This is a genomic window from Hydrogenophaga sp. (genome assembly GCF_051858985.1).
Classification (GTDB): domain Bacteria; phylum Pseudomonadota; class Gammaproteobacteria; order Burkholderiales; family Burkholderiaceae_C; genus Hydrogenophaga.
This window is the reverse complement of record NZ_JBHYGM010000001.1, coordinates 134,330-157,959: the sequence shown is the minus strand read 5'-3', so window position 1 is coordinate 157,959 and position 23,630 is coordinate 134,330. Positions and strand designations below refer to the sequence as shown.

The following is a 23,630-nucleotide window of genomic DNA, read 5'->3' as shown; positions in this document are numbered from 1 at the left end:
CCCCGGGCCGTCGGTGTCGCCTTGTTGCATGCTTCACACAGCCCGGGTTTGCCCGGGCTCAGGTGCGCAAGTCGAGCGTGCAGGGGAATTCGCGGCTGCTGAACGCCGGTTCCACCACCATGCGCCCGGGCGTGTGGCCCATCTGGAAGAAGCGCGACAGCCGGCGACTCTCGGCCTCGTAGGCATTGATGGGGAAGGTGTCGTAGTTGCGCCCGCCCGGGTGGGCGACGTGGTACTGGCAGCCGCCCAGCGAGCGCTGCAGCCAGGTGTCGACGATGTCGAAGGTCAGCGGCGCGTGGGCGGGAATCGACGGGTGCAGGGCTGAAGGCGGACTCCAGGCCTTGTAGCGCACGCCGGCCACGAACTCAGAGACCGTGCCGGTGCTCATCAGCGGCAGGGCGCGGCCGTTGCAGGTGACCACATGCCGGCTTTCGTTCAAGCCCTTGACCAGCACTTCCACGCGTTCCAGCGACGAATCCACGTAACGCACGGTGCCTCCGGGTGCGCCTTCCTCGCCCATCACGTGCCAGGGTTCCAGCGCGCTGCGGATGGTGAGCTCGATGCCGCGCGCCGCCACTTCGCCGACCAGTGGGAAGCGGAACTCGAAGTGCGGCTCGAACCACGCCATGTCGAAGTCGTAGCCGATGTCGGCCATGTCGGCGAGCACGTCCTCGAAGTCCATGCGCACGAAGGTCGGCAGCAGGTAGCGGTCGTGCAGCTCGGTGCCCCAGCGCGTCAGGCGCCCGTTCCACGGCTGCTTCCAGAAGCGCGCGATCATGGCGCGCAGCAAGAGCTGCTGCGCGATGCTCATGCGCGCGTGCGGCGGCATCTCGAAAGCGCGCAGCTCGAGCAGGCCCAGGCGGCCGGTGGGGGAGTCGGGCGAGTACAACTTGTCGATGCAGAACTCGCTGCGGTGCGTGTTGCCCGTCACGTCGATCAGGATGTTGCGCAGCGTGCGGTCCACCATCCAGGGCGGCATGTCCTCGCCATAGGTCTCGCGGTTCTTCTCGATCTGCGCGAGCGCGATCTCCAGCTCGTACAACTGGTCGTTGCGCGCCTCGTCCACGCGCGGTGCCTGGCTGGTCGGGCCGATGAACAGGCCGCTGAACAGGTACGAAAGAGAAGGGTGGTTGTGCCAGTAGGCGAGCAGGCTGCCCAGCAACTCCGGCTTGCGCAGGAAGGGCGAATCCGCGGGCGTGGCGCCGCCCAGCACGAAGTGGTTGCCGCCGCCGGTGCCGGTGTGGCGGCCATCGGTCATGAACTTCTCGGCGCACAGGCGCGTCTGGTGTGCCGCTTCGTACAGGAACTCGGTGTGCTCCACCAGTTCGCCCCAGTTGTGCGCCGGATGGATGTTGACCTCGATCACACCGGGATCGGGCGTGACCTGCAGCATCTTCAGGCGCGGGTCGCGCGGCGGCGGGTAGCCTTCGAGCACGATGGTCATCCCCAGCTTCTCGGCGGTGGCTTCCACGGCGGCCAGCAGGTCCAGGTAGTCCTCCAGTTGCACCATGGGTGGCATGAACACATACAGGTGGTGACTCTTGCCGCCGCCGGCCTTCTCGGCCTTGGGGCCGTTGGAGCGGTGCGGATCGCGCGCTTCCACGCACAGCGCGGTGCGCGTGAGCCAGGCGGCCGATTCAGCGCGCTGCGGGAAGCGCGACGAGAGCGCCTGCGAAGGCGCCGAACCCGGGCCGGGCTGACCAGGCCGCAGTCCTTCCACCGTTTCGCCCTCGACTTCGTAGTCGACGCTCTGCATCGAGACCGTGCCACCTTCGGCAAAGCCGCCGCCCACCTGATGAGGCGATACCTGATGTTTCACCGCCGCGCCGCGCGGCAGCGGGTCGCGCGCGGAGTGCGGGTCCTGCTCGATGTGGTACGGGTAGTCGCCGGCCGACACCCAGGGCAGCGAATCCAGCGGCAGGCGATAACCCATGGGCGAATCGCCCGGAATCAGGTACATGCGCTCGTCGCGGAAGAACCAGGGGCCGGTGGACCACACCGTGCCGGAGATGCGCGGGTAGCCTGCCTTGCCGTTGCTGGAGAGCGCGCCGCTGGGACCCGAGGCCTGCAGCGGCAGCACGTAGCCGACCGTGGCATCGAGCCCTTGCGTGAACACGCGGCGCAGGCGCGCGCGCTCCAGCTCGTCGTCGAGCTTGCTGTCGAACGGATCCACGTTCACCGGCAGGCGGCGCTCACGCCACAGGTAATACCAGGTGTCCTCGTAGCCGGGGGTGATGTACTGCGTGGACAGGCCCAGCTTGCGCGCGAGCGCCTGCGTGAATCGGCGCGCGTCGTCGGCGGTGTAGTGGGCTTCGTCGCGCTCATCGGCCAGCAGCGCCGGGTTGTTCCAGATGGTGTCGCCATCGGCGCGCCAGAACATCGAGAGCGCCCAGCGCGGCAACTGTTCGCCCGGGTACCACTTGCCCTGGCCCATGTGCACGAAGCCACCGGCGCCGTACTGCTCGCGCAGGCGGCCCAGCAGTTCGGTGGCGTAGCCGCGCTTGGTGGGCCCGAGCGCGTCGGTGTTCCATTCCGCGGCATCGCGGTCGGCCGTGGCCACGTAAGTCGGCTCGCCGCCCATGGTCAGGCGCACGTCATTTTTTTCCAGGTCGGCATCCACCTTCTCGCCCAGCGCCAGCACGCCGGCCCATTGCTCTTCGGTGTAAGGCAGGGTCACACGCGGCGATTCGTAGATGCGCGTCACGCCCATGTGGTGGCTGAAGGTCACCTCGCACTTGTCCACCGCGCCTTCCACGGGAGCGGCGCTCGAAGGCTGCGGCGTGCAGGCCAGCGGCACGTGGCCCTCGCCGGCCAGCAGGCCCGAGGTCGGGTCCAGCCCGATCCAGCCGGCGCCGGGCAGGAACACCTCGCACCAGGCGTGCAGGTCGGTGAAATCTTTCTCGGGACCGTTCGGGCCGTCGACCGATTTCACGTCCGACGTGAGCTGGATCAGGTAGCCCGAGACGAAGCGCGCCGCCAGGCCCATGTGGCGCAGGATCTGCACCAGCAGCCAGCCGCTGTCGCGGCAGGAACCGCTCTTGATCTTCAGCGTTTCCTCCGGCGCCTGCACCCCGGGTTCCATGCGGATCGTGTAGGCGATGTCGCGCTGCAGCCGCTGGTTGATGTCGACCAGGAAATCGATGGTGCGGCGTTCGCTGCGGTCCACTTCGGCCAAGTAGGCCTTGAGCAGCGGCGTCCTGGGCGCGGTGGCGAGGTAGGGCGCGAGTTCCTGCAGCTGGCTGGCTTCGTATTCGAACGGGAAGTTCTCGGCCGAGGGTTCCAGGAAGAAGTCGAACGGGTTGTACACCGCCATTTCCACCACCAGGTCGATGGTGACCTTGAACTCCGTGGTGGGCTCCGGAAACACCAGCCGCGCCTGGTAGTTGGCAAACGGATCCTGCTGCCAGTTGATGAAGTGCATGCCGGGCTCGATGCGCTGCGAATACGAGAGCACCTTCGTGCGGCTGTGCGGGGCGGGACGCAGACGAACCACCTGAGGCCCAAGCTTGACCGGACGGTCGTACCGATAATGCGTGATGTGGCTCAGGGCAACGTGGATGGCCATGCAAAGCTTTCGACAGGGAAAAACAGGAATCGATGGGTCCGCTGGCGGGAAAAATGCCGGCGCGGCTTGCAGGCATCCTAGCAAGTCTCGCGCCAAAGAAGAATGACAGGCCGCACGGCGGCCGCCGAGGCGCGTGGCGAGCAGGTACTTTGGGGGGTGGGGTGTGTGGCGTGGCCTTGCAGTTGCAGCAGGCCGAACTTCACGCGCTCGTGGTCTATCTCGTGTTGCCGGGCCTGGCGCTTGTGCTGCTGACCATGGCCTGGAAGTGGCGCCTGTTGTGTCGCTGGGGCGTGGTCATCGGACTGCTGGCGGGCACGCTGGCGGGGTTTGGCCTCACAGGTGCGCGTGCCGCCCACTTCGCGGCAGACGCGTTGGATCCAGCGCTGGAGGGCCGGGACATCCAGGTCACCGGTAGCATCGACTCGCTGCCGCAGCGCGGCGCTCAAGGCGAACGTTTTGAATTCAGGGTGGAGTCGGCCTCGCTGCAAGGCAATGCGGTGCGGCTGCCGCCGCTGCTTCAACTGAGCTGGTACGGCGGTGTGGACGCAGCAGCCGGGGGCAGCTGGTCCATGGCGGCCGGCAGCCCGGGTCTGCGCGCGGGCGAGCGCTGGCAGTTCACCGTGCGCCTGCGCCTGCCGCACGGCAACTCGAACCCGCACGGCTTTGATCGCGAGCTCTGGCTCTGGGAGCGCGGCATCCAGGCCACCGGCTATGTGCGAAGCGGGCCGCGCGACCCGGCGCCGCGGCGGCTGGCGTCCAGCCCGTGGCGTTCGCTGGACGCCGTTCGCCAGTCGGTGAGCGAGCGCATCGACGCCCGGCTGGCCCATGACCCGCGCAGCGCGGGGGTGATCGCGGCGCTGGTGGTGGGCGAGCAGTCGGCCATCGAACGCGCCGACTGGGACCTCTTCCGGACCACGGGCGTCGCTCACCTGATGTCCATCTCGGGACTGCACGTGACCATGTTCGCGTGGCTCGCCACGGTGCTGGTGGCGCTGGCGTGGCGGCGGCTGGCGCGCTGGTGGCCACGCGCCTTGCACGCCGTGCCCACGCCGCTGGCCTCTGGCGTGGGCGGCGTGGCGCTGGCAACGGCCTACGCGCTGTTTTCGGGTTGGGGCGTGCCTTCGCAGCGCACGCTGATCATGCTGGCGGTGGTGGTGGCTTTGCGGCTGGGGGTGCGCCGCTGGCCCTGGCCGGCGGTCTGGCTGCTGGCCATGGTGGCCGTGCTGGCACTGGACCCGTGGGCGCTGCTGCAGCCGGGCTTCTGGCTCAGTTTCGTGGCCGTGGGCATCCTGTTCGCGTCGGACCCGGGTGGTCGGTGGCGCGATCCAGCGCCGCTGAACGTGCCGCACCGCGCCTGGCGAGCCGTGGCGTCGCTGGTGAAAGAGCAGGGCACCGTCACCGTCGCGCTGGCGCCGCTCACGCTGCTGCTCTTCGGGCAGTTCTCCGTGGTGGGCCTGGTCGCCAACCTGGTGGCCATTCCCCTGGTCACCCTGTGGATCACGCCGCTGGCCATGCTCGGCGTGCTGCTGCCGCCGCTGTGGGATGCGGCGGCCTGGGCGGTGCAGGCCATGTCGCTGGGGCTGACCTGGCTCGCGCAATGGCCCTGGGCCGCCATCTTCCGGCCCGTGGCTCCATGGCCGCTGGCCGTGGCAGCCGTGGCCGGCGGGGTGCTGCTGGTGCTTCGCCTGCCCTGGCCGCTGCGTCTGGGTGGCCTCATGTTCATCTGGCCCGCGCTGATCTTCACCCCACCGCGCCCCGCCCCTGGCGAGTTCGAACTGCTGGCGCTGGACGTGGGACAGGGCAGCGCGGTGCTGCTGCGCACCGCCAGCCACAGCCTGCTCTACGACACCGGGCCGCGCTACGGCCCCCAGGCCGACGCCGCCGATGCCGGCGACCGCGTGGTGCTGCCCTTGCTGCGCGCGCTGGGCGAAACGCTGGACGCCGTGGTGGTGAGCCACCGCGACAGCGACCACGCTGGCGGCGCGGCTTCGGTGCAGGCCGCGCAGCCGCAGGCGCGCTGGCTCTCATCGTTCGACCCCGATCCTTTTCGCCGCTGCATCGCTGGCCGGCGCTGGCACTGGGACGGCGTGGACTTTGAAATCCTGCATCCGCAGCCCGCGCACTACCGCGAGGACGGCGCACCGCGCCTCTCCAGCAACGCCATGTCGTGCGTGCTTCGCGTGTCCAACGGCCACCACAGTGCCTGGCTCGGCGGCGACATCGACGCGGCGCAGGAGGTGCGGCTGGCGCTGGCGCGACCCGAACTGCGCGCCACCGTCATGCTGGCGCCGCACCACGGCAGCCAGTCTTCCAGCAGCCCGGTGCTGCTCAACACGCTCATGCCGCGCTGGGTGATCGTGCAGTCGGGCTACCGCAACCGCTTCGGCCATCCGGCCGACAGCGTGCTGGAGCGGTACCGCCAGCGCGGCATCGGTTGGGTGAATTCGCCGGATTGCGGGGCTGCCACCTGGCGCAGTGACGATCCGGGTGGCGTGGCTTGCCATCGCCAGCAGTCGCCGCGGTACTGGCGCGCTGGCGGGTGACGCTGGCTCAGCGGCCTGCCTCGGAAGCGGGTTGCAGGTCGGCGACCCCGACGTCGTGGTCGATCACCTGTGCCAGCATCGCCAGCGACACCGGTTTCTGCAGTGGGACGATGCCGTGAGCGCTGGCCTGTGCCACGGTGTCGGGTGTCAGTCGGCCGCTCACGAGCACGCGCAGGCCGCTGCCTTGTTCCATCAACAGGTCCAGGCCCGTGCGCCGGGCGCCCAGGTCCAGGTCGCACACCACCGCGTGCCACGTGTGCGGGTCGATCGGGGCCTCGGGCGGCATGGGTCGGGCATCGACTTGAGCCCCCAGTTCGGCGAGCCCCGCCGCCAGCGCCTCGCGCGACGCTCGGTCGTCGTCGACCAGCAGCACGCGGCGCCCGAGCAGCGGGCGCGGTGCCCGGGCCTGTGGCGCGGGCGTTGGCGCCGGCAAGACGGGCGCGCACGATGGCAGCACGATCTCGAAGACGCTGCCCTCGTGCCAGTTTCGCGTGCGCGGCCGAACGCCCACCCTTGCGCCCATGGCGTCGGCCAGCCGCTGCACGATGTACAGGCCCAGCCCGTAGCCGCCCGGCGCTGAGGCTCCAGCAGCCCGCTCGTGCACACCGCGCACATGCTCGCCAAACAACTGCTCGGCGCGCAGGGGATCGATGCCGGCGCCCGTGTCCATGACCTGGATGCGCCAGTGGGCGCCCGGGCCTCGGCGCACACCCATCAGAACCCAGCCGGACTCGGTGTAGCGCACCGCGTTGGCCAGCAGGTTGCGCAGCACGCGTTCGAGCCGCTGGGGATCGGCGCGCACCCAGGCTCGCGTGGGTGCCACGCGCAGCATGAGACCGCGTGCGGCCGTGCTGCTGCGGTATTCCGCGCCCAGGCGTTCCAGCAGCGGCGCCAGTTCCACCGGCACGTGTTCGACCGCCGCCTGGCTGAACGCGTCCAGGCGCAGGTCGAGCAGCGATTCGAGCAGCTCGTTGGTGCCGGTGAGCGCGGCCTGCATGCGGTCGAGCAGGGCGCGGTCGTCGTCGCTGTCGCGCGGCGTCGCGGCGTTCAGGCGGTGCTGGAGCAGCTCGACGTTGATCGCTATCGCCTGCAGGGGCTGGCGCAGGTCGTGGCTGGCCGCTGCGAACAGGCGTTCTCGCTCGGCTCCCATCGACTCGATCTGGCGCTGCTGCGACTCGGCCTCCTGCAAGGCCACCCGCAGGTGGCCGTCGCGGTCGACCACCGCGCGGGCCACGGTGTGACCCATGAGCAGCGTCAGCCCGAGCGACTGCCCAAAGATCATGAGCGGCAACACCTCCAGCGGCCACACCTCCAGACGCACGAAGAAATACAAAAGGGTGGTCACCAGGTAGGCCGACCAGGCCGCGATGTAGGCCAGCGCATGCGGCTGGCCCTGCCGGTGCGCATGCCAGGCCATGGCGCAGCACAGCGCCGCCATGATGAAACCCAGCGGCCCGGGCATGGCGGCCGCGGTGGAGGGATCGAACCACAAGGCCACCAGCACGGCCGCCGGGCCGGCGACCGACAGCACCTGGGCGGCCAGGCGCAGGCGCCGCGGGCTGGCCGCGCCGGCGAACGCCAGCGCATGGCGGGGGCCGAAGAACAGCATGGCCGCATACGCCACGTGTCCGATGGTGCGCAATTGCTCCCCCGATACCGTGGGCAGCAACTCGGCAGCAAAGCCGGCGATCCACGTGGTGGCGACGATGTCGGCCAGCGTCAACCCCATGAAGAAACCCAGGCCCGGCGTGGTGTTGAGCCGGTACAGGAAAGCCACCAGCAGCAACACCGACAGGGGCACCGTGTAGCCGAATGCCAGCGCCCAGTCGTGCCACCGCTGTTCCGTGGCGAAAGTGCCGGGCTCCTGCACCGAGAGCACCCAGCGCAAGGGTGCCACGGTCTGCATCTTTACCAGGTACTCCGCGCGCTCGCCGGGCTGCAGGCTCAGGTGGAAGTTCGGGAAGCGGTCGCGCTCGAACATCGCGCGCGCCGTTTCGTGGGTGCCCAGGATGCGCTCCCATTGCGAACCTTGCTGCTGGTAGAGCTCCAGGTGCTCGATGGTGGGATAGCGCTGCGCGAGCACGAGATCGATGGCCTCGTCCCCGGCGTGCTCCACCGTGAACCGGGCCCACACCGGGGTCGGACGACGCCCCAGCGAGTGCTCGGGTCGACGCAAGGACATCACGTCAGCGCCGCCGGCCTCGATGGCGGCAGACGCCTCGGCGGGCGTGAGTTCGGCGCCGGCCAGGTTCTGCAGCACCCTCAGGTGGCGCCACAGCAGCAGCGGCTCGCGCGGCGCGTCGGCGACCCGCAATGCTGCGTTCATCTGCGCACCGGCCGCAGGCATCGGCGCAAAGGCGACCACGCACAGCAGCAACAGGGCGGCGGCGAGCAGGCCGCGCCGAAACACCTCAGCGCTCGGCATACAGGCGCGCTGCCTCGGTGCGGTTGCGCACGCCGATGCGTTCGAACAGTTCGCGGACGTGGGTCTTCACGGTGTTGATCGAGACGCCATGGCGCTGGGCGATTTCCTGGTTCGACAGGCCGCTGGCCAGGTCGCGCCACACCGCCTCCTGCTTGGGCGAGAGCTCACCGTCCGACCACCGCGTGGGCAGCGCGAGCGTGGGCCTGGGCAGGGCGACGTTCAGCACCCGCTGCAACGATTCGCGCAGTTCCACCGTGGAAGCGGTCTTCACCACGAAGGCAGCCGCACCGGCTTCCATGCAGTGGCGCTGGAGCAGGGCGTTGCGCGCACCGGAGAACACCACCACGCTGGCCTGCGGCCACCAGGCGCGAAGTTGTTCCAGTGCCCGCAGGCCACTGGCGTCCGGCAACGACAGGTCCGCCACGATGAGCGTCAGGGGAGCCGCGCGGCCCGCCAGGCTGGCGCAGCCGCGCAGCGTTTCGCGGCGCTCGACCACCGCCCCCGGCGCGATCGAGAGGATCAGCACCGCCACGGATTCGGCGACAAGGGGATGGTCGTCGACCACCAGGGCGGAACACGTCGTCATGGCTGGAACGGATGGCGCGGCGCAGGCCGCAGGCGTGAATGATTGCGCACGCTGCGCCCCTTGGTACCCCTGGGAGCTTTCACGGCGCGAGATCAATGGAGTGGCTCATCCGAACGGGTGAGTCCGGCGACGCGGGCGCATCGAATACTACGCCGCCGCCGCACCCGGTCTTGCGCTGCGGCGCTCCAACACGAAGGACTCCAGATGATAGTTCGCACCCTCACCCGTTCTCTTCTTCTCGCCGGCATGGTCGCGGGCTTGCTGGCCTGCGGTGGCAGCGGCTCCGGCACCCCCGCGACCCAGACAGCCCAGCTCCAGGGCGTGGTCGCTGTGGGTGCGCCCATCGTCGGCGCCAGCATCCAGCTCAGTTGCTCGATTCCCGTCACGCTCACGCCGGTCTCCACCAGCGGCACCGGCGCCTGGGGCGCCACCGTGCCGCAGGCAGCGCTGCCCTGCGCGGTCAGCGCCAGTGGCGGCACCGTGGGCGGCGTGCCGAACGTGCAGACCTTCCACTCGCTTGCGCTGACCGCCGGCACCGTCAACATCACCCCGCTGACCGACCTGCTGGTGGCCGCCGCCGTCGACACGTCGCCGGCCAGCTGGTTCACATCCGTCACGCCCGAGCGGCTGGCCGCCGCCGCCCAGGCAGCGGCCGATGCGAGCGCCGCCATCCGGCAGGCCCTGCAGTCGGCCGGCTACGCGCTGCCCAGCGGCTTCTCGCCGCTGGACATGGTCTTCAGCGCCCTCGGCGGCGACCCCTACGACGACCTGCTCGAGGCTTTCAGCGCGGCCATCAGCACCGCGGGCACCAGCTACAGCGCGGTGCTGGCGCAATGGTCCGCGCCGGGCACACCGCCCGCCCTGCCCACCGCCCCCGCTTCCTCTGGCGGCGCCGGCTCGGGCGACGGCGCCGCGCTGAATGAAGGCAACGGCGCCACCGCCACCGTGGGTGGCACCGTGTTCACCCGCACGGCCAACGTCGGCTGGTTGGTCGTGCAAGGCCCGAGCACCGGCAACTTCGATGCCTCCGGCGGCACCGACAGCAGCCCCAACGCACTGGAACGCTGGATGATCCGCAACGTGCCGGCCACCGTGGGCACGCATGCCTGCGTGGGTTCGACGGGTCTCAACATCCAGCTGCAGGACGGTGGGCGCACGCTGAGCACCGCGCCATCGGGCGGCAGTTGCGCGGTGGAGGTGATCGCGGTCACCAGCAACACCATCACCGGCCGGTTTGCCGGCACGCTGATCGACGGACTCAGCGGCGAATCCAGCACCATGGCCAATGGCTACTTCCGCCTGGCAGCTTCCACCGGCGGGGGCCAGCTTCCGTCGGGGCAGACCGGTGTTTCCTTCGACGTGGCTGGCACGACCTACGGCTACAGCAGCGCGCTCGATGCCTCGTATGCCGACAGCTACCGCAACTACACCTTCATCGCCGTGACCGGCACGCCCGTGGGCGCAGAGGCATCCAGCCCTGGCTACCCGCTGGGCGTGCAGATCCACACCCTGCCGCAGGCCACCGGCACCTACCTCTGTGACCAGGAAGCCGTGTCCACCGTCGCCGATGCGAACTACCGCAAGGTCAACATCTGGTTCTGGTGGAACAGCGAGTGGTACTACGCCGGCAACCGGGCCCAGCCAGCGCCCGGCCCGGCCGGCAGCAGCTGCTCGATCACGCTGACCGACGTGACCAACGCCATCGAAGGCAGCTTCAGTGGCACCTTTGTCACCGCCGACCTGCAGCGCAGCGTGACCGTGACCAACGGGCTGTTCCGGGCGGCGCGCTGACCGCGGGCGAGGGAGAGAGCCCGCAAGGGCTAACCCTGGCCCGGTCCTTGCTATGCTGTGGGCAGGAGAAAAAGCCCATGAGCAGACCGATGTTCGACGAAATGAATGCCTCGCCCAGCGAGGTGCGGGCCCACTATCAGAACTACGCGCGCTGGCTGGCCCAGCAGCCTGAAGACGTGATGGCAGCCCGGCGGGAAGAGGCGGAGATGATCTTCCGCCGGGTCGGCATCACTTTTGCGGTGTACGGCGCCAAGGACGAAGACGGCTCCGGCACCGAGCGACTCATCCCGTTCGACCTGATTCCCCGCGTCATCCCCGCCCACGAGTGGCAGAGCATGGAAGAAGGCCTGGTGCAGCGCGTGACGGCGCTCAACCGCTTCATCCACGACGTCTACCACGATCAGGAAATCATCAAGGCCGGGCTCATCCCGGCCGACCAGATCTTCCAGAACGCGCAGTTCCGCCCCGAGATGATGGGTGTGGACGTGCCGCATCAGATCTATTCGCACATCGCGGGCATCGACATCGTGCGCGCGCCCAATGCAGAAGGCGTGGGCGAGTACTACGTGCTCGAGGACAACCTGCGCGTGCCCAGCGGCGTGAGCTACATGCTCGAAGACCGCAAGATGATGATGCGGCTGTTCCCCGAACTCTTTGGTGAGAACCGGGTGGCGCCGGTCGCGCATTACCCCGACCTGCTGCTCGAAACCCTGCGCGCCGTGAGTCCGGCCACCACGGCCGAGCCCACGGTGGTGGTGCTCACGCCGGGCATGTACAACAGCGCGTACTTCGAACACGCCTTCCTCGCGCAGCAGATGGGCATCGAGCTGGTGGAAGGCCAGGACCTGTTCGTCAAGGACAACTTTGTCTACATGCGCACCACGCGCGGACCCAAGCGGGTGGACGTGATCTACCGCCGCGTCGATGACGACTTCCTCGATCCTTCCGTGTTCCGCCCCACCTCCACGCTGGGCTGCGAAGGCCTGCTCAGTGTGTACCGCAGCGGCAATGTGGCGATCTGCAACGCGGTGGGCACGGGAGTTGCCGACGACAAGTCCATCTACCCGTATGTGCCGAAGATGATCGAGTTTTACCTGGGCCAGAAACCGATTTTGAACAACGTGCCGACCTTCATGGGCCGCGACGCCGAAGACCTCAAGTACATGCTCGCCAACATGAAGGACCTGGTGGTGAAGGAGGTGCACGGTGCGGGCGGCTACGGCATGCTGGTCGGGCCGGCCTCCACCAAGGCCGAGATCGAGGATTTCCGCAAGGCCGTGCTGGCCAACCCCAGCGGCTACATCGCCCAACCCACGCTGTCGCTGTCCACCTGCCCCACGTACGTGCAGAGCGGCGTGGCACCGCGCCACATCGACCTGCGGCCCTTCGTGCTGAGCGGCAAGGAAGTGCAGATGGTGCCCGGCGGCCTCACGCGCGTGGCACTCAAGGACGGTTCGCTGGTCGTCAACTCGTCACAGGGCGGTGGTACCAAAGACACGTGGGTCCTCGAGGACTGACAAGGGAGACAACCAATGCTTTCGCGCACCGCCGACCACCTTTTCTGGATGTCCCGCTACACCGAGCGCGCGGAGAACACCGCCCGCATGCTGGACGTGAACTACCAGACCTCTCTGCTGCCGCAGTCTGCCGCCGTGGCGCAAGTGGGCTGGGAAGGGCTGCTGGTGATCAGCGAGCTCATGCCCACCTACACCAAGAAGTACGGCAAGGAGATCACGCCGCGCAACGTGCTCGACTTCATGGTGCGCGACGAGTCCAACCCGTCGAGCATTGCGGCCTGCCTGAAGGCGGCGCGGGAGAACGCCCGCGCCGTGCGCGGCGCCCTCACCACCGAATTCTGGGAGACGCAAAACCAGACCTGGCTGGAACTCGCGCGCATGCTCAAGGCCAAGAACTTCGAGCGCGATCCGAGCGAATTCTTCGAGTGGGTCAAGTTCCGCTCGCACCTCTCGCGCGGTGTCGCCATCGGCACCATGCTGCAGGACGAGGCCTTCCACTTCTACCGCATGGGCACCTTCCTGGAGCGCGCCGACAACACCGCGCGGCTGCTGGACGTGAAGTTCCACGCGGTGCACAGCGACTTCTTTGGCGCCGCCAGCGAACTGGACCAGGAGTACGACTTCTACCACTGGAGCGCGATCCTGCGCAGCGTGAGCGGCTTCGAGGTGTACCGCAAGGTCTACCGCGACGTGATCACACCCGAGCGCGTGGCCGAGTTGCTGATCCTGCGCGCCGACATGCCCCGCAGCCTGGCCGCCAGCCTGAACGAGGTGGTGAACAACCTCGCGGTGGTGTCCAACGAGCACAGCGGCGAAACCCTGCGCCGAGCCGGCAAGCTCAAGGCCGACCTGCAGTACGCGCGCATCGACGAGATCCTCTCCACGGGCCTGCACGCGTTCCTCACGCAGTTCCTCGACCGCGTGAACGAACTCGGTGGCCGCATCAGCCAGGACTTTCTCGTCCCCTCGCACTGAGCGTGGCCACCATCTGGTCGAACAGCGCGTCCACGGCGGTCATGCGGCGCGACGCCTGGCTGCGGTAGACCGCCACCTCCATGGTCGCCAACGGCGGCAGACCCTGCCGCTCGCCCAGGATGGGCAGGTGGGGCGGCACGCTGCAGCGTGTGAGCACGGCCACCGCCAGGCCGCTTTCCACCGCCGCCAGCTGGCCCGCCAGACTGGAGCTGTTGTAGACCATGCGGTAGGCGCGGCGTTGTGCCGTGAGTGCGGCGATGGTGGACCGCCGGGCCTGGCTGGCCTGCTCGTACACCGCCAGCGGCAAGGGGTCGCGCCGCCACGCTTCGAAGGCGGCCGCGCCCACCCACACCAGCGGCTCGTGAAACAGCAGCGTGCCGCGCGTGGGCTTGTCGCGTGAGACCAGGGCGATGTCGATCTCGCCACGCTGCACCTTGGGAATGAGGGCGGTGGACTGCTCGCAGTGCAGTTCGATTTCCACGGCCGCGTGGCGGCTGGCATAGCTGCGCAGCACCGGCGTGAGGTAGGTGGCGGCGTAGTCATCGGGCACGCCCAGGCGGACATGACCCGAGAGCACCGGACCGTGCAGCGCTTCCAGCGTTTCGCCGTGCAGGGCGAGCAGGCGGCGCGCATAACCCAGCAGCTCGGCGCCCACGGGCGTCACCTCCAGGTGCCTGGGCCCGCGCAACAGCACCGGCCGCCCCACTGCGTCGTCCAGCTTCTTGATCTGCATGCTCACCGCCGACTGCGAGCGGTGCAGCAAGGGCGCCGCCGCCGACAGGGAGCCGCAGTCCACCACCGTGACGAAAGCGCGCAACCAGTCGAGTTGCAGGTCTGCATGGTTCATGATGGTCTTGCTCCATTATTCGAAAACCGGATGCATGGGATTCTATTTATCCGCTGTACAGATTCAGCCGAGCGCCCGACCATCGGCGCATGAACTCGAGCACCGCCCTGCAAGCCATGTCTGTGGAAGCCGCCAACGCACGCGAACGTGGTGGCATGTGGCTGATGGTGGCCGGGGGTCTGATGCTGGGCACGCTGGGGGTGTTCCTGGAGGAGGCGGGGCAAAGCCCGCTCACGGCGGTGTGGTTCCGCTGTGCCTTCGGCCTGCTGGCGCTCACGGCCTGGTTCGCCGCCACGCGCCGCTGGGGTGAGCTGCGCCTGGCTGGCGCGGCTCGCGTGGCCGCGGTGAGCGCGGGTGTGCTGGCGGTGGTGAACTGGCTGCTGTTCTTCGAGGCGATCGAACGCACCTCCATCAGCGTGGCCACGGTGGTGGTGCACGTGCAGCCGTTCCTGGTCATGGCCTTCGGTGCATGGTGGTGGAAAGAGCGCATCACGCGTGCGCAGGCCCTCGCGGCGCTGGCTTCGCTGGTGGGCCTGGCGCTGGCTTCTGGCTGGGTGGACGGCGCGCTCACCGGCGTGGGCTGGACCCGCAGTTACCTCTGGGGCGTGGCGCTGGCCTTGCTGAATTCGGTGGGCTATGCGGCGCTCACGCTCATTGCCCACCGCGCGCGCGGCCTGAGCCCGCTGGCGCTGGCGTGGTGGCAGTGCGCCGTGGGCGCGGTGGTGCTGCTTTGGTGGCCGCTCACGCAGGGCTGGCCTTCTGCCGGGGCGGCGTGGGCGTGGCTGGCCGGGCTGGGCGTGATCCATACCGGTCTGGCCTATGTGGTGCTTTATGCCGGTGTGGCGCGCCTGACGGCCGGACGCGTGGCGGTGCTGCAGTTCGTGTACCCGGCTTCGGCGGTGGCGGTGGACTGGCTGGTGTACGGCCGCGCGCTCAGCCCGAGCCAGATGGTGGGCGTGCTGGCGATGCTGGTGGCCCTGGTGGTGGTGGGCATGCAACGCGCGCGGCAGGCATGAAGAGGCTTCCGTGGTAATTTCCCCGGAGTCGTTTCTTCCCGCCTGCCTGCATGAACACCGCTGCCCATGAATCGCCCGAGATCCTCGAGGCCACCCGCCGCCTGCATTGGCGCCAAGGCCTCGTCACTGGCCTTGGCCTGGGTGTGGGGGCTTTTGCGCTGGCGGTGAGTTTTGGCGTGGCCGCGGTGGCGCAGGGCTGGCCCGCCTGGCTGGTGGTGCTCATGTCGGCCATCGTGTTTGCCGGTGGCGCGCAATTCGCCATCGTCCTTGCGTTCGGTGGCGGCGGTGGCGTGATCGGCGCCGTCAGCGCTGCCACCCTGATCAACCTGCGCTTCGTGCCCCTGGCCATCAATGCAGCGCGCAGCCTGCGCGGGGGACTTTGGCGGCGTTCGCTGGAATCTCAGGCCGTGCTGGATGCGTCGTGGGCCACGGCCCGGCTGCCCGATGGCACGGTGAGCCGCGAGAAGATGATTGCGGCCACGCTGGTGCAATGGCCCGCGTGGGTGGGCGGCACGGCCATCGGCGCCTACCTTTCGCCGTCGCCCGCGCTGGTCAGGCAATGGGGACTGGACACGCTGTTTCCCGCCATGTTCCTCATTTTCGTGCTCGACATCTGGCGGGTGAGCCCGCGCCAGCGCCCGGTGATTCTGCTGGCGGCGGGCATTGCAGGGGTCATGTGCTGGTTCGTCCCGCCCGGCGTGGCGCTGCTGTGCAGCGGCGTGGCCGGTTTCCTGGCCCTGCGCCGGCAGGAGGGCTGAAACCATGAACCAGTCGATGCTGCTGGCGGTGGTGGCCTTTGCCCTGGTCAACTACGCGCTCAAGGCCGCCGGCCCGGTGCTGCTGCACGGCCGCACGCTGCCGCCGCGCGTGAGCGCCGTCATCGATGCCCTGGCACCGGCTTTGCTGGCCGGCATGCTGGTGGGCTCGGTGGCCGGCCCGCACTGGAGCAACCTGGACCCGGCCCTGGTGGGTGGCCTGGTGGCCGCCACCCTGGCCTGGCTGGCGCGCGGCGGGCAGCTGGGCGGCGTGGTGGCCTGCATGCTGGTGACGGCCGTTCTGCGCGCCGTGCTCTGAAAAGCCGGGCGCAAAAAGTCACGCACAGCGGCTTGGCGTTGCGCCAAAGCGGCTCAAAAGTCACACACCCGGGGAAGCGATAGGAGCCGGAGCGCCAGACGCGGCTATGCTGGCCGTGGGGCCTGATCAAGGGGGACAGGCCGCATGCCATTACGGAGATTTCATGGCCAGCGATCTGGATACGGTGAGGGTGCTGCGTGCCCTGTTCAACGACATGCCGCGGGCGCCACAAGGCCTCTCGCCCGAGGAGACCCTGGCCTGGGTGCAGAAGTCCATCGACCAGTTCGACGGCGGCGACATGGCCTACATGCTCGAACACATCACCCGCAGCTCCATGCTCGACATCGTGCTGCGCCTGCGTGAAGACGGCTACTTGAAGGACGACGTCGCCTTCGAGGAAATCATCGAACAGCTCGGTACCCCCGACGGCCGCAAGACCTTCATGGACCGCTGCATCAACGCACAGAAAAGCGCCGACGCCACATCGCGCCTGATCCACCGCGCCAAACGCGCCTGGAGCGACCCCCCACCCCTGTTCAGTTCAGACCCCACGCTGCTGCAACGCTTCGTGCGCGGCGAACTCACCGGCCCCGGCCCGCTGTACGCCGAATACAAGGCCCGCGAAGACGTGACCGAGATCGGCGTGCTCGCCGAAGCGCCCGACGGCATTCACGAGTTCAGCTGGGGCTTTGTGGTGGAAGACCAGGGTGCCTGGCACTTCTACATCAGCGACGTCTGGCGCAAGGGCACCGTGGGCTGCTTCGAACGCTTCTACAGCGCCTGGCAACAAGCCACCCTGAGCCATCCCGTGGACAACCAGGGCAACCACCTGTCTGCGGTGCCGCTCGGCCTGTACATGGAAGACGGCATCGGCAGCTTCAGCAGCCTCACGCTGCAAAGCTGCATCGACACGCCAGACACCACCACCCGCCAATGGATCGGCGAAGTCTTCATCGACCGCATGCTGCCGCTGATGGCGGCGCGGGTGGTGGATGAGCACTACGACTTTCCGGTGGGGTTGCAGGCGCATTGAGACGGCACGACGTCCCTGTGGACGACGACGCAGTGCAGGTGCAGGCCTTGGCCGATTGGCTCGGGGCGCACGCGGTGTCCGTGTTTTTCGTGACCCTGATCATCCTGCTCCTGGTGACCGCGACTGCTCTGGTGTTCTTCAGGCGCTACAGCGGACGCATCGTCGGCGGCAACCTGTCGCGCACCATGTTGCTGAGCATCTGCCTGGTGGTGGGAGCGGGCATGCTGGTGGCAACGGCGGCGGTGTTCGCCGAGATGATGGAAGTCTTTCAGGCGGACGAGGAGTTCGGCCTGTTCGATTCTCGATTGACGGAGACGCTCTCGAAGGAACTGTCGGCCACCACGTTGCGCGTGTTCGGAACGCTCACGCACCTGGGTGACCCCATCACCCTCACGGTGCTGGTGGTGGTCGTGGGCATCTTGTTGCTGGCTCGCCGGCAAACCGCCATGGCGTTCGGCTGGGTGGTGGCCTGCGCAGGTGGCGCAGTGCTGAATCGGGCGCTCAAGCAGATCTTCGAGCGCGTGCGGCCCGTGCACGACCATGGCTTCGCGGTGGCCGACGGTTACAGCTTTCCGAGCGGGCACACTTCCGGCTCGGTGGTGGTGTACGGCATGCTCGCTTACCTCTGCATGCGCCTGCTGCCTTCGCGCTGGCATGTGCCTGCCGTGCTTCTGGCCGTTGCGCTGGCGTTCAGCACCGGCTGGAGCCGGGTGTTCCTGCAAGTGCATTGGGCGAGCGACGTGATCGCCGGGTTCGCTTCCGGGCTTGCGTGGTTGACGGTGTGCGTGGTGGCGATGGAAGTTGCGCGACGGCATTCGCGCCCTGGCTGATTCAGCCCTGCGCTGCGAGATAGGGCGCCGTCGTGGACACGGGATGGACGGCCACCGTCGCAGGCTCCCCGGCGACCACGATGCGCCCGCCTTCCTCCCCCGCGCCCGGCCCGACATCGATCACCCAGTCGCAGCCGGCCACCACGCGCATGTCGTGCTCCACGATCACCACGGTGTTGCCCGCGTCCACCAGTGCATGGAGCTGGGCCATGAGCCGGTCCACATCGGCGGCGTGCAGGCCGGTGGTGGGTTCGTCGAGTACGTACAGGGTGTCGCCGCGCTCGGGGCGCTGCAGTTCGGTGGCCAGCTTGATGCGTTGAGCTTCGCCGCCCGAGAGTTCGGTGGCGGGTTGGCCCAGACGCAGGTAGCCCAGCCCGATGTCCTGCAGCAGCTTTAGAGGACGGTGGATGGCCGGCACGTGCGCGAAGAACGCAGTGGCTTCATCAACCGTCATCGCCAGCACCTCGGCGATGTTCTTGCCGTCGTGCAGGATCTGGAGGGTCTTGTCGTTGTAGCGTTGACCACCGCAGGTGGAACATGGGGCGTAGACGCCGGGCATGAAGAGCAGTTCCACATGCACGAAGCCTTCGCCTTCGCAGGTGTCGCAACGCCCGCCGGCCACGTTGAACGAGAACCGACCGGCGCCCCACTGGCGCTTCCTGGCGGCGGGCTCGGCCGCAAAGAGCTTGCGCACCGCATCGAACAGACCGGTGTACGTGGCCAGGTTGGATCGTGGCGTGCGGCCGATGGGTTTCTGGTCCACCTTCACCAGGCGGCGAAACGCTTCTGCGCCCGCCGCGATGCGTCCAGCACTCACCACGGCACCCACCGGTGCCTCGTCGTCGCCTGCGGTGTCGGGCGCGGCGGGTTGATGACCCAGGTGGTCGGCCATCAGGTCCACCAGCGCGTGGCCCACCAGGCTGGATTTGCCTGAGCCGGAGACACCGGTGACGGCGGTGAGCACGCCCATGGGAAACGCAGCGTTCACGCGGTGCAGGTTGTTGCAGGCCACGCCGGCCAGCTGGAGCCAGCCTCGTGGTGCACGCACCTCCCGGGCACGGGGTTTCGATGGCGCAAACAGATGGTGCGCGGTGTGGGAGCCTTTCGCTTTGCGCAGGCCGTCCAGCGGGCCGCTGTACAGCACGTGCCCGCCATGTTCACCGGCCTCAGGACCCACGTCCACGATCCAGTCAGCGTGCTGCATCACGGCCATGTCGTGCTCCACCACAAAGAGCGAGTTGCCCGCCTGCTTGAGCCGGTCGAGGGCAGCGAGCAGTGAAACGCCATCGGCGGGGTGCAGGCCGGCAGAGGGTTCATCCAGCACATAGAGCACGCCAAAGAGGTTGGCGTGAATCTGCGTGGCCAGTCGCACGCGCTGCAGCTCGCCCGAGGACAGCGTGGGTGTCTGCCGGTCCAGCGAGAGGTAGCCCAGGCCGATGTCCTGCAGGGTCTTCACGCGTTCGAGCACGTTGTGGGTGATGCGCTGGGCGGCGATGCGCTTTTCAGGCGGCAGCTCCTTTGTGCTGGCTTGCGCCAGCACCCGCGCGACCTCGTTCAACGGCAGGCGAGAGAGCGCGCCGATGTCAAGACCGGCAAAGCTCACCGACAGCGCGTCGGCCTTCAGCCGCTTGCCATCGCATTCAGGGCACACGGTGCCCGACATGAAGCGCGACACGCGCCGCTTCATCAGTTCGCTGGGTGTGGTGGCAAAGGTGTGCAGCACATATTTGCGCGCGCCGGTGAAGGTGCCCTGGTAGCTGGGCTCCAGCTTGCGACGCAGCGCGGCGCGCGTTTCTGCGGGCGTGAAGCCGGCGTAGACAGGCACCGTGGGCTGCTCGTCGGTGAACAGGATCCAGTCCCGGTCCTTGCGCGGCAGGTCGCGCCAGGGCTTGTCGACGTCGTAGCCCAGTGTCACCAGGATGTCCCGCAGGTTCTGCCCGTGCCAGGCGGGCGGCCAGGCGGCCACGGCGCGTTCGCGGATGCTCAAGGTGTCGTCGGGCACCATGGCCTTCTCGGTCACGTCGTAGACAAAGCCCAGTCCCTGGCAGGTGGGGCATGCACCCTGCGGTGTGTGCGGCGAAAAATCCTCGGCATGCAGTATGGGCATGCCACGCGGGTACCGGCCAGCGCGCGAATACAGCATGCGCAGCAGGTTGGACATCATCGACACCGAGCCCAGCGTGGACCGCGATCCGGCAGAACCCCTGGCCTGTTGCAGCGCCACCGCAGGCGGCAGCCCATCGATGCTGTCCACGTCCGGCACGCCGACCTGGTCGATCAACCGCCGCGCGTAGGGCGAGACGGAATCGAAATAGCGGCGCTGCGCCTCGGCAAACAGCGTGCCGAAGGCCAGCGACGACTTGCCCGACCCCGATATGCCGGTGAACACCACCAAGGCATTGCGCGGCACATCGACGTCCACGTCCTTGAGGTTGTGTTCGCGCGCGCCGCGCACGCGAATGAACCCGGATTCCCTGACGGGCGACGCGCGATTGGGCTTGGGCACGCCTAGAACACCAGCGTGCCCAGGAACACGCCAAAGACGAGCACCACCAGGAAGATGGCGATGGCGATGAAGAAGAGCACCTTGGCGATCTTCTGAGAGCCGGATTCGACGCCGCGAAAGCCGAAGAAGCCGGCCACGAGTGAGATGAGAAAGAAGATGACGGCCCACTTGAGCATGGCGATTCCTGGTTAGTTTGAAGAGCCGCCTACGGGGGCAATTGCCGTGCCCGGTCGCATCTGCAGCCACGGCCAGCGCGACCGATACGACTGCGCTTTCTTCAGAAAGAGTTCACGGTGGGGCGTCAGCGGGTTCATGGTGAGCATGCCTTCGTAGAGCAGATCCAGTCCATTGGGCGCATACAGCTCATCGGGGCGCACGCCTACGCAGGTGGCGGGCACCAGGAATCGGTCGATGCCCTCGCGGCTGCTTCGCAGGGCGGCATAGGGCTCGCCGAAGTAGTTCGTGTACCAGAGGTGCACGCGCGCCTGGTTCGACACCTCCACCGTCACGCCCAGGTCGCCCAGGGCGTCGCTCACACGCGCCTGCACCGCGCGTTCGCCCGCTTCGCTCAGGTCGCTGGTGTCGAAATAGAAGAGGTCGTAGTCCTTGATGCCCGCTTCCGGCGCACGTCCGCTGCTCAAGTTCCAGACGGTCTGGAACAGGCAGCCCGCCACCAGCCACCCGTCGGGCAGGTCCAAACCGGGCCAGCGTTCCAGAATCGCGCGGTTGTGGCGGTTGGTCAGGATGTCTTTGAAGAAGCGGGCTTGCGAGGGGAGCAACGGTGGCGCCTTCAGAAAATGGGCAGATTCGCCAGGTTCAATGCGATGACGGAGTTTCCCTGTTCTCCACCCAGGCTGGCAATCGGGCCCGCATCGGCCTGCACGCAGGCTCGCGCGCCGACATGGCCGGTGCATACTGATCGGCCCTTGCCACTGTCACAGGACCCACCATGCGCGGCATGCTCGATTTCAGTTCGTTGTCGGCCATCTTCACCACGCTTTTCGGCCTGGTGCTGGTGTCGCTGGTGTTCGTCGGCATCCGCCTGGTGTTCATGCAGACCTTCCAGCGAAAGCGTGAACGCGAGAACCGGCAGATCAACGAGCGGCTGAAGGTGCTGATCGCGGCCTACAAGACGCTGGGTGGTTCGTTCACCGGGGTGCTCACGGTGGACCCCGCACACCTGCGAGACCTGCGGCGTGAGAGCGAAACCACGGAAGAAGCCGAGATGGATCCGGTCGCCAGCGCCTCCGAGCGGCGCCGGCGCATTCGCGATGCGGTGGAAGCCGCGCTGTCCGACATCATCCTGCTGGGCACCGAAGAACAGGTGCGCCTGGCTGCGCATGCGGCCAACGAGATGGTGGCGGGGCGCAATGTGGAGGTGGCTGAACTGGTGGTGTCGCTGCGCAGCTTCATTCGCCAGGCGCTGGACCTCACGCCTGTGCCGGCCGAGTTGGCCGTGCCCAACCAGGGTCCGCTGCGCGTGAACGCCGCAGGCGGGGGCGCGCGCCGCGGTGGCGGAGCCGATGCCCGCGGTGGACGCAGCGGTGGTGGCGGTGGTGGAGGAGGGGGTGCCGGCGGCGGTGGCGCAGGCATGGGTGTGGGGATGGGGGTGGGCGCGGGTGGCGGTGCGGCGGTGGCCGGCAGCGCGCAGGCCAGCGACGCGCCCTGAGCGGCTGCCTCAGCTGTCCAGCGCCAGCCGCGCCGCGTCTTCCACCGAGAGAGCCGCTCCCTCGGTGAGCAGTGCCGAGACGAAGTAGCTCGGCATGGCCTCGCGCAGAGCGGCCAGGGTGACGTCGTGGGCGCGCTGTTCGTTGGGTTGGCGCACGGCGCCGCGTTGGGCGAACTCCGCGTCGGCACAGCCAAAGGCCAGGGCTGCGTCGCCCAGGCGCCCGCGCCGTCCGGCGAGGTAGGCGAACACGTCGAGCGTGAGCCACAGCTGTCCGTCGTGCAGGCCTTCTTCCAGTGCCTCGCGCCCGGCCTGCAGGGCTTCATCGAGCTCACCCAGTTCGGTCAGTGCCTGGCACAGGTTGGCCCAGGGCATGGTGAGACTGCTCCGGAACGGCAAGGCGCGCTGCTGTGCGATCAGTTCTCGACCGAGTCGCACGGCCTCCTCGAAGCGCCCCAGCGCCTGCATGGCCTGTTCCAGAAAGATCAACGCGCTGCGTTGGGCCCAGGCATCGTCGGACTTGGTGACGAGTTTGAGCAGGGCTTCGTAGGCGGTCAGGGCCTCTTCCACACGTCCCGCGAAGTACGCGAGGTAACCCCGCGCGGTGAGCAGAACGGTGCGGGAGCACGGTGGCCAGCCCGGGTCGTGCAGGCTTTCCAGTTCGCGCAACGCGGCCTGCGCCGGCTCGAAATCGCGTGCCACGGCGGCGAGCCGCACGAAAGCCCCCAGCGCGTGGTACAGCCCGCGCCGGTCGCCCTGCACTCGGTAGAGGGCCACGGCGCGTTCGGCGTGGCCGCGCTCGCTGGCGCCGGGCAGCGGCATGGCAGCGAGCACGCGCACGGTGGACCAGCGCGCCTGGAGCGGCACAGGCGTGAGCGCGGGGTCGATGCGCGAGCCGGCGCGTTCGAGGTGGGAAAGGCCTTCCAGGTGCAGGCCGGCGGGTTGCCACACCCAGGCGCTCGCGGCCGCCAGTGCAATGTGAAGGCTGGCCTGATCCGGATCGTGGGCCAGGCTGTCGAGCATGGCGCGCAAGGGGTCGATCTCGGGCAGCGCGGCGGCCAGGCGCTGTGTGCCGGGCAGGGTCCACTCCTGCTCGTCGAGCTGCTGGAACAGCGCAAGCATGACCTGCGCCCGCTGCAGTCGCGGGTCGGCTTCTTCAATGGGACAGGATGGAATCGAAGGGCGCACGCTGCTTTCGGGGTAGGTCTGCGAGGGCAGGTGCAGTCTAGCCAAGCTGTTGCACCGCAGCAAGCCCT

The 23,630-nt window shown here is 68.4% G+C and carries 18 protein-coding genes; 10 read left to right on the top strand and 8 right to left on the bottom strand.

Features of this window, described 5'->3' with window-relative positions:
* Positions 1–58 precede the first annotated feature (58 nt).
* Positions 59–3,565 (bottom strand): DUF2126 domain-containing protein, encoded by a 3,507-nt coding sequence (locus ACTIEY_RS00745; RefSeq protein ID WP_439517233.1) that lies wholly within the window; start codon positions 3,563–3,565, stop codon positions 59–61.
* A 170-nt stretch (positions 3,566–3,735) separates the two neighbouring features.
* On the opposite strand from ACTIEY_RS00745, the gene ACTIEY_RS00740 reads away from it, so the two are divergent.
* A complete protein-coding gene (locus ACTIEY_RS00740) occupies positions 3,736–6,108 on the top strand; it encodes a DNA internalization-related competence protein ComEC/Rec2 (RefSeq protein ID WP_439517232.1) in 2,373 nt (790 codons plus the stop codon).
* A gap of 7 nt (positions 6,109–6,115) precedes the next feature.
* On the opposite strand, the gene ACTIEY_RS00735 is transcribed toward ACTIEY_RS00740, so the two are convergent.
* Both ACTIEY_RS00735 and ACTIEY_RS00730 read right to left on the bottom strand, forming a co-directional pair.
* Positions 6,116–8,533, bottom strand: a complete 2,418-nt coding sequence (locus ACTIEY_RS00735) for an ATP-binding protein (RefSeq protein ID WP_439517231.1) — start codon at positions 8,531–8,533, stop codon at positions 6,116–6,118.
* Complete coding sequence (locus ACTIEY_RS00730) at positions 8,520–9,119, bottom strand: response regulator transcription factor (protein ID WP_439517230.1); 600 nt, start codon at positions 9,117–9,119, stop codon at positions 8,520–8,522. The genes ACTIEY_RS00735 and ACTIEY_RS00730 overlap by 14 nt, the downstream gene beginning before the upstream one ends.
* Before the next feature lie 204 nt (positions 9,120–9,323).
* Between ACTIEY_RS00730 and ACTIEY_RS00725 the strand changes: the two genes are divergently transcribed.
* From ACTIEY_RS00725 to ACTIEY_RS00715, 3 genes are all read left to right on the top strand, one after another.
* Positions 9,324–10,910: a hypothetical protein gene (locus ACTIEY_RS00725; protein WP_439517229.1), complete on the top strand. Its 1,587-nt coding sequence runs from the start codon at positions 9,324–9,326 to the stop codon at positions 10,908–10,910.
* Between the two features lie 77 nt (positions 10,911–10,987).
* The gene (locus tag ACTIEY_RS00720; protein WP_439517228.1) at positions 10,988–12,427 is read left to right on the top strand and encodes a circularly permuted type 2 ATP-grasp protein; all 1,440 of its coding nucleotides are present in this window, start codon (positions 10,988–10,990) and stop codon (positions 12,425–12,427) included.
* A gap of 15 nt (positions 12,428–12,442) precedes the next feature.
* Positions 12,443–13,402 (top strand): alpha-E domain-containing protein, encoded by a 960-nt coding sequence (locus ACTIEY_RS00715; RefSeq protein WP_439517227.1) that lies wholly within the window; start codon positions 12,443–12,445, stop codon positions 13,400–13,402.
* On the opposite strand, the gene ACTIEY_RS00710 is transcribed toward ACTIEY_RS00715, so the two are convergent.
* Complete coding sequence (locus ACTIEY_RS00710) at positions 13,371–14,249, bottom strand: LysR family transcriptional regulator (RefSeq protein ID WP_439517226.1); 879 nt, start codon at positions 14,247–14,249, stop codon at positions 13,371–13,373. The genes ACTIEY_RS00715 and ACTIEY_RS00710 overlap by 32 nt on opposite strands.
* 89 nt (positions 14,250–14,338) lie before the next feature.
* Between ACTIEY_RS00710 and ACTIEY_RS00705 the strand changes: the two genes are divergently transcribed.
* From ACTIEY_RS00705 to ACTIEY_RS00685, 5 genes are all read left to right on the top strand, one after another.
* On the top strand, positions 14,339–15,265 hold the full coding sequence (locus ACTIEY_RS00705; protein WP_439517225.1) for a DMT family transporter: 927 nt from the start codon (positions 14,339–14,341) through the stop codon (positions 15,263–15,265).
* Positions 15,266–15,315: 50 nt separating this feature from the next.
* Positions 15,316–16,023 (top strand): AzlC family ABC transporter permease, encoded by a 708-nt coding sequence (locus ACTIEY_RS00700; protein WP_439517224.1) that lies wholly within the window; start codon positions 15,316–15,318, stop codon positions 16,021–16,023.
* Positions 16,024–16,027: 4 nt separating this feature from the next.
* A complete protein-coding gene (locus ACTIEY_RS00695; RefSeq protein WP_439517223.1) occupies positions 16,028–16,339 on the top strand; it encodes an AzlD domain-containing protein in 312 nt (103 codons plus the stop codon).
* A 163-nt stretch (positions 16,340–16,502) separates the two neighbouring features.
* On the top strand, positions 16,503–17,372 hold the full coding sequence (locus tag ACTIEY_RS00690; RefSeq protein WP_439517222.1) for a hypothetical protein: 870 nt from the start codon (positions 16,503–16,505) through the stop codon (positions 17,370–17,372).
* A 17-nt stretch (positions 17,373–17,389) separates the two neighbouring features.
* Complete coding sequence (locus tag ACTIEY_RS00685; RefSeq protein ID WP_439517221.1) at positions 17,390–18,202, top strand: phosphatase PAP2 family protein; 813 nt, start codon at positions 17,390–17,392, stop codon at positions 18,200–18,202.
* A gap of 1 nt (position 18,203) precedes the next feature.
* Here ACTIEY_RS00685 and ACTIEY_RS00680 read toward each other — a convergent pair whose 3' ends face one another.
* From ACTIEY_RS00680 to ACTIEY_RS00670, 3 genes are read right to left on the bottom strand one after another with little or no spacing between them, the layout of a single operon-like run.
* Positions 18,204–20,708 (bottom strand): excinuclease ABC subunit A, encoded by a 2,505-nt coding sequence (locus ACTIEY_RS00680; protein WP_439517220.1) that lies wholly within the window; start codon positions 20,706–20,708, stop codon positions 18,204–18,206.
* 2 nt (positions 20,709–20,710) lie between these two features.
* Positions 20,711–20,884, bottom strand: a complete 174-nt coding sequence (locus ACTIEY_RS00675) for a DUF1328 domain-containing protein (protein WP_439517219.1) — start codon at positions 20,882–20,884, stop codon at positions 20,711–20,713.
* A 12-nt stretch (positions 20,885–20,896) separates the two neighbouring features.
* Positions 20,897–21,487, bottom strand: a complete 591-nt coding sequence (locus ACTIEY_RS00670) for a nucleotidyltransferase family protein (protein WP_439517218.1) — start codon at positions 21,485–21,487, stop codon at positions 20,897–20,899.
* A gap of 170 nt (positions 21,488–21,657) precedes the next feature.
* Here ACTIEY_RS00670 and ACTIEY_RS00665 point away from each other — a divergent pair, with 170 nt between their 5' ends.
* Entirely contained in the window at positions 21,658–22,377 is a 720-nt protein-coding gene (locus ACTIEY_RS00665) for a hypothetical protein (RefSeq protein WP_439517217.1), read from the top strand.
* A 9-nt stretch (positions 22,378–22,386) separates the two neighbouring features.
* On the opposite strand, the gene ACTIEY_RS00660 is transcribed toward ACTIEY_RS00665, so the two are convergent.
* Complete coding sequence (locus ACTIEY_RS00660; protein ID WP_439517216.1) at positions 22,387–23,607, bottom strand: hypothetical protein; 1,221 nt, start codon at positions 23,605–23,607, stop codon at positions 22,387–22,389.
* Between the last annotated feature and the right edge of the window lie 23 nt (positions 23,608–23,630).

Bases quoted from the DNA above. Each gene is read 5' to 3' on its own strand.
- ACTIEY_RS00745 (WP_439517233.1), bottom strand. From the start codon at position 3,565: ATGGCCATCCACGTTGCCCTGAGCCACATCACGCATTATCGGTACGAC.
- ACTIEY_RS00710 (WP_439517226.1), bottom strand. From the start codon at position 14,249: ATGAACCATGCAGACCTGCAACTCGACTGGTTGCGCGCTTTCGTCACG.
- ACTIEY_RS00690 (WP_439517222.1), top strand. From the start codon at position 16,503: ATGGCCAGCGATCTGGATACGGTGAGGGTGCTGCGTGCCCTGTTCAAC.
- ACTIEY_RS00705 (WP_439517225.1), top strand. From the start codon at position 14,339: ATGAACTCGAGCACCGCCCTGCAAGCCATGTCTGTGGAAGCCGCCAAC.
- ACTIEY_RS00725 (WP_439517229.1), top strand. From the start codon at position 9,324: ATGATAGTTCGCACCCTCACCCGTTCTCTTCTTCTCGCCGGCATGGTC.
- ACTIEY_RS00735 (WP_439517231.1), bottom strand. From the start codon at position 8,533: ATGCCGAGCGCTGAGGTGTTTCGGCGCGGCCTGCTCGCCGCCGCCCTG.
- ACTIEY_RS00720 (WP_439517228.1), top strand. From the start codon at position 10,988: ATGAGCAGACCGATGTTCGACGAAATGAATGCCTCGCCCAGCGAGGTG.
- ACTIEY_RS00700 (WP_439517224.1), top strand. From the start codon at position 15,316: ATGAACACCGCTGCCCATGAATCGCCCGAGATCCTCGAGGCCACCCGC.
- ACTIEY_RS00675 (WP_439517219.1), bottom strand. From the start codon at position 20,884: ATGCTCAAGTGGGCCGTCATCTTCTTTCTCATCTCACTCGTGGCCGGC.
- ACTIEY_RS00730 (WP_439517230.1), bottom strand. From the start codon at position 9,119: ATGACGACGTGTTCCGCCCTGGTGGTCGACGACCATCCCCTTGTCGCC.
- ACTIEY_RS00665 (WP_439517217.1), top strand. From the start codon at position 21,658: ATGCGCGGCATGCTCGATTTCAGTTCGTTGTCGGCCATCTTCACCACG.
- ACTIEY_RS00715 (WP_439517227.1), top strand. From the start codon at position 12,443: ATGCTTTCGCGCACCGCCGACCACCTTTTCTGGATGTCCCGCTACACC.
- ACTIEY_RS00695 (WP_439517223.1), top strand. From the start codon at position 16,028: ATGAACCAGTCGATGCTGCTGGCGGTGGTGGCCTTTGCCCTGGTCAAC.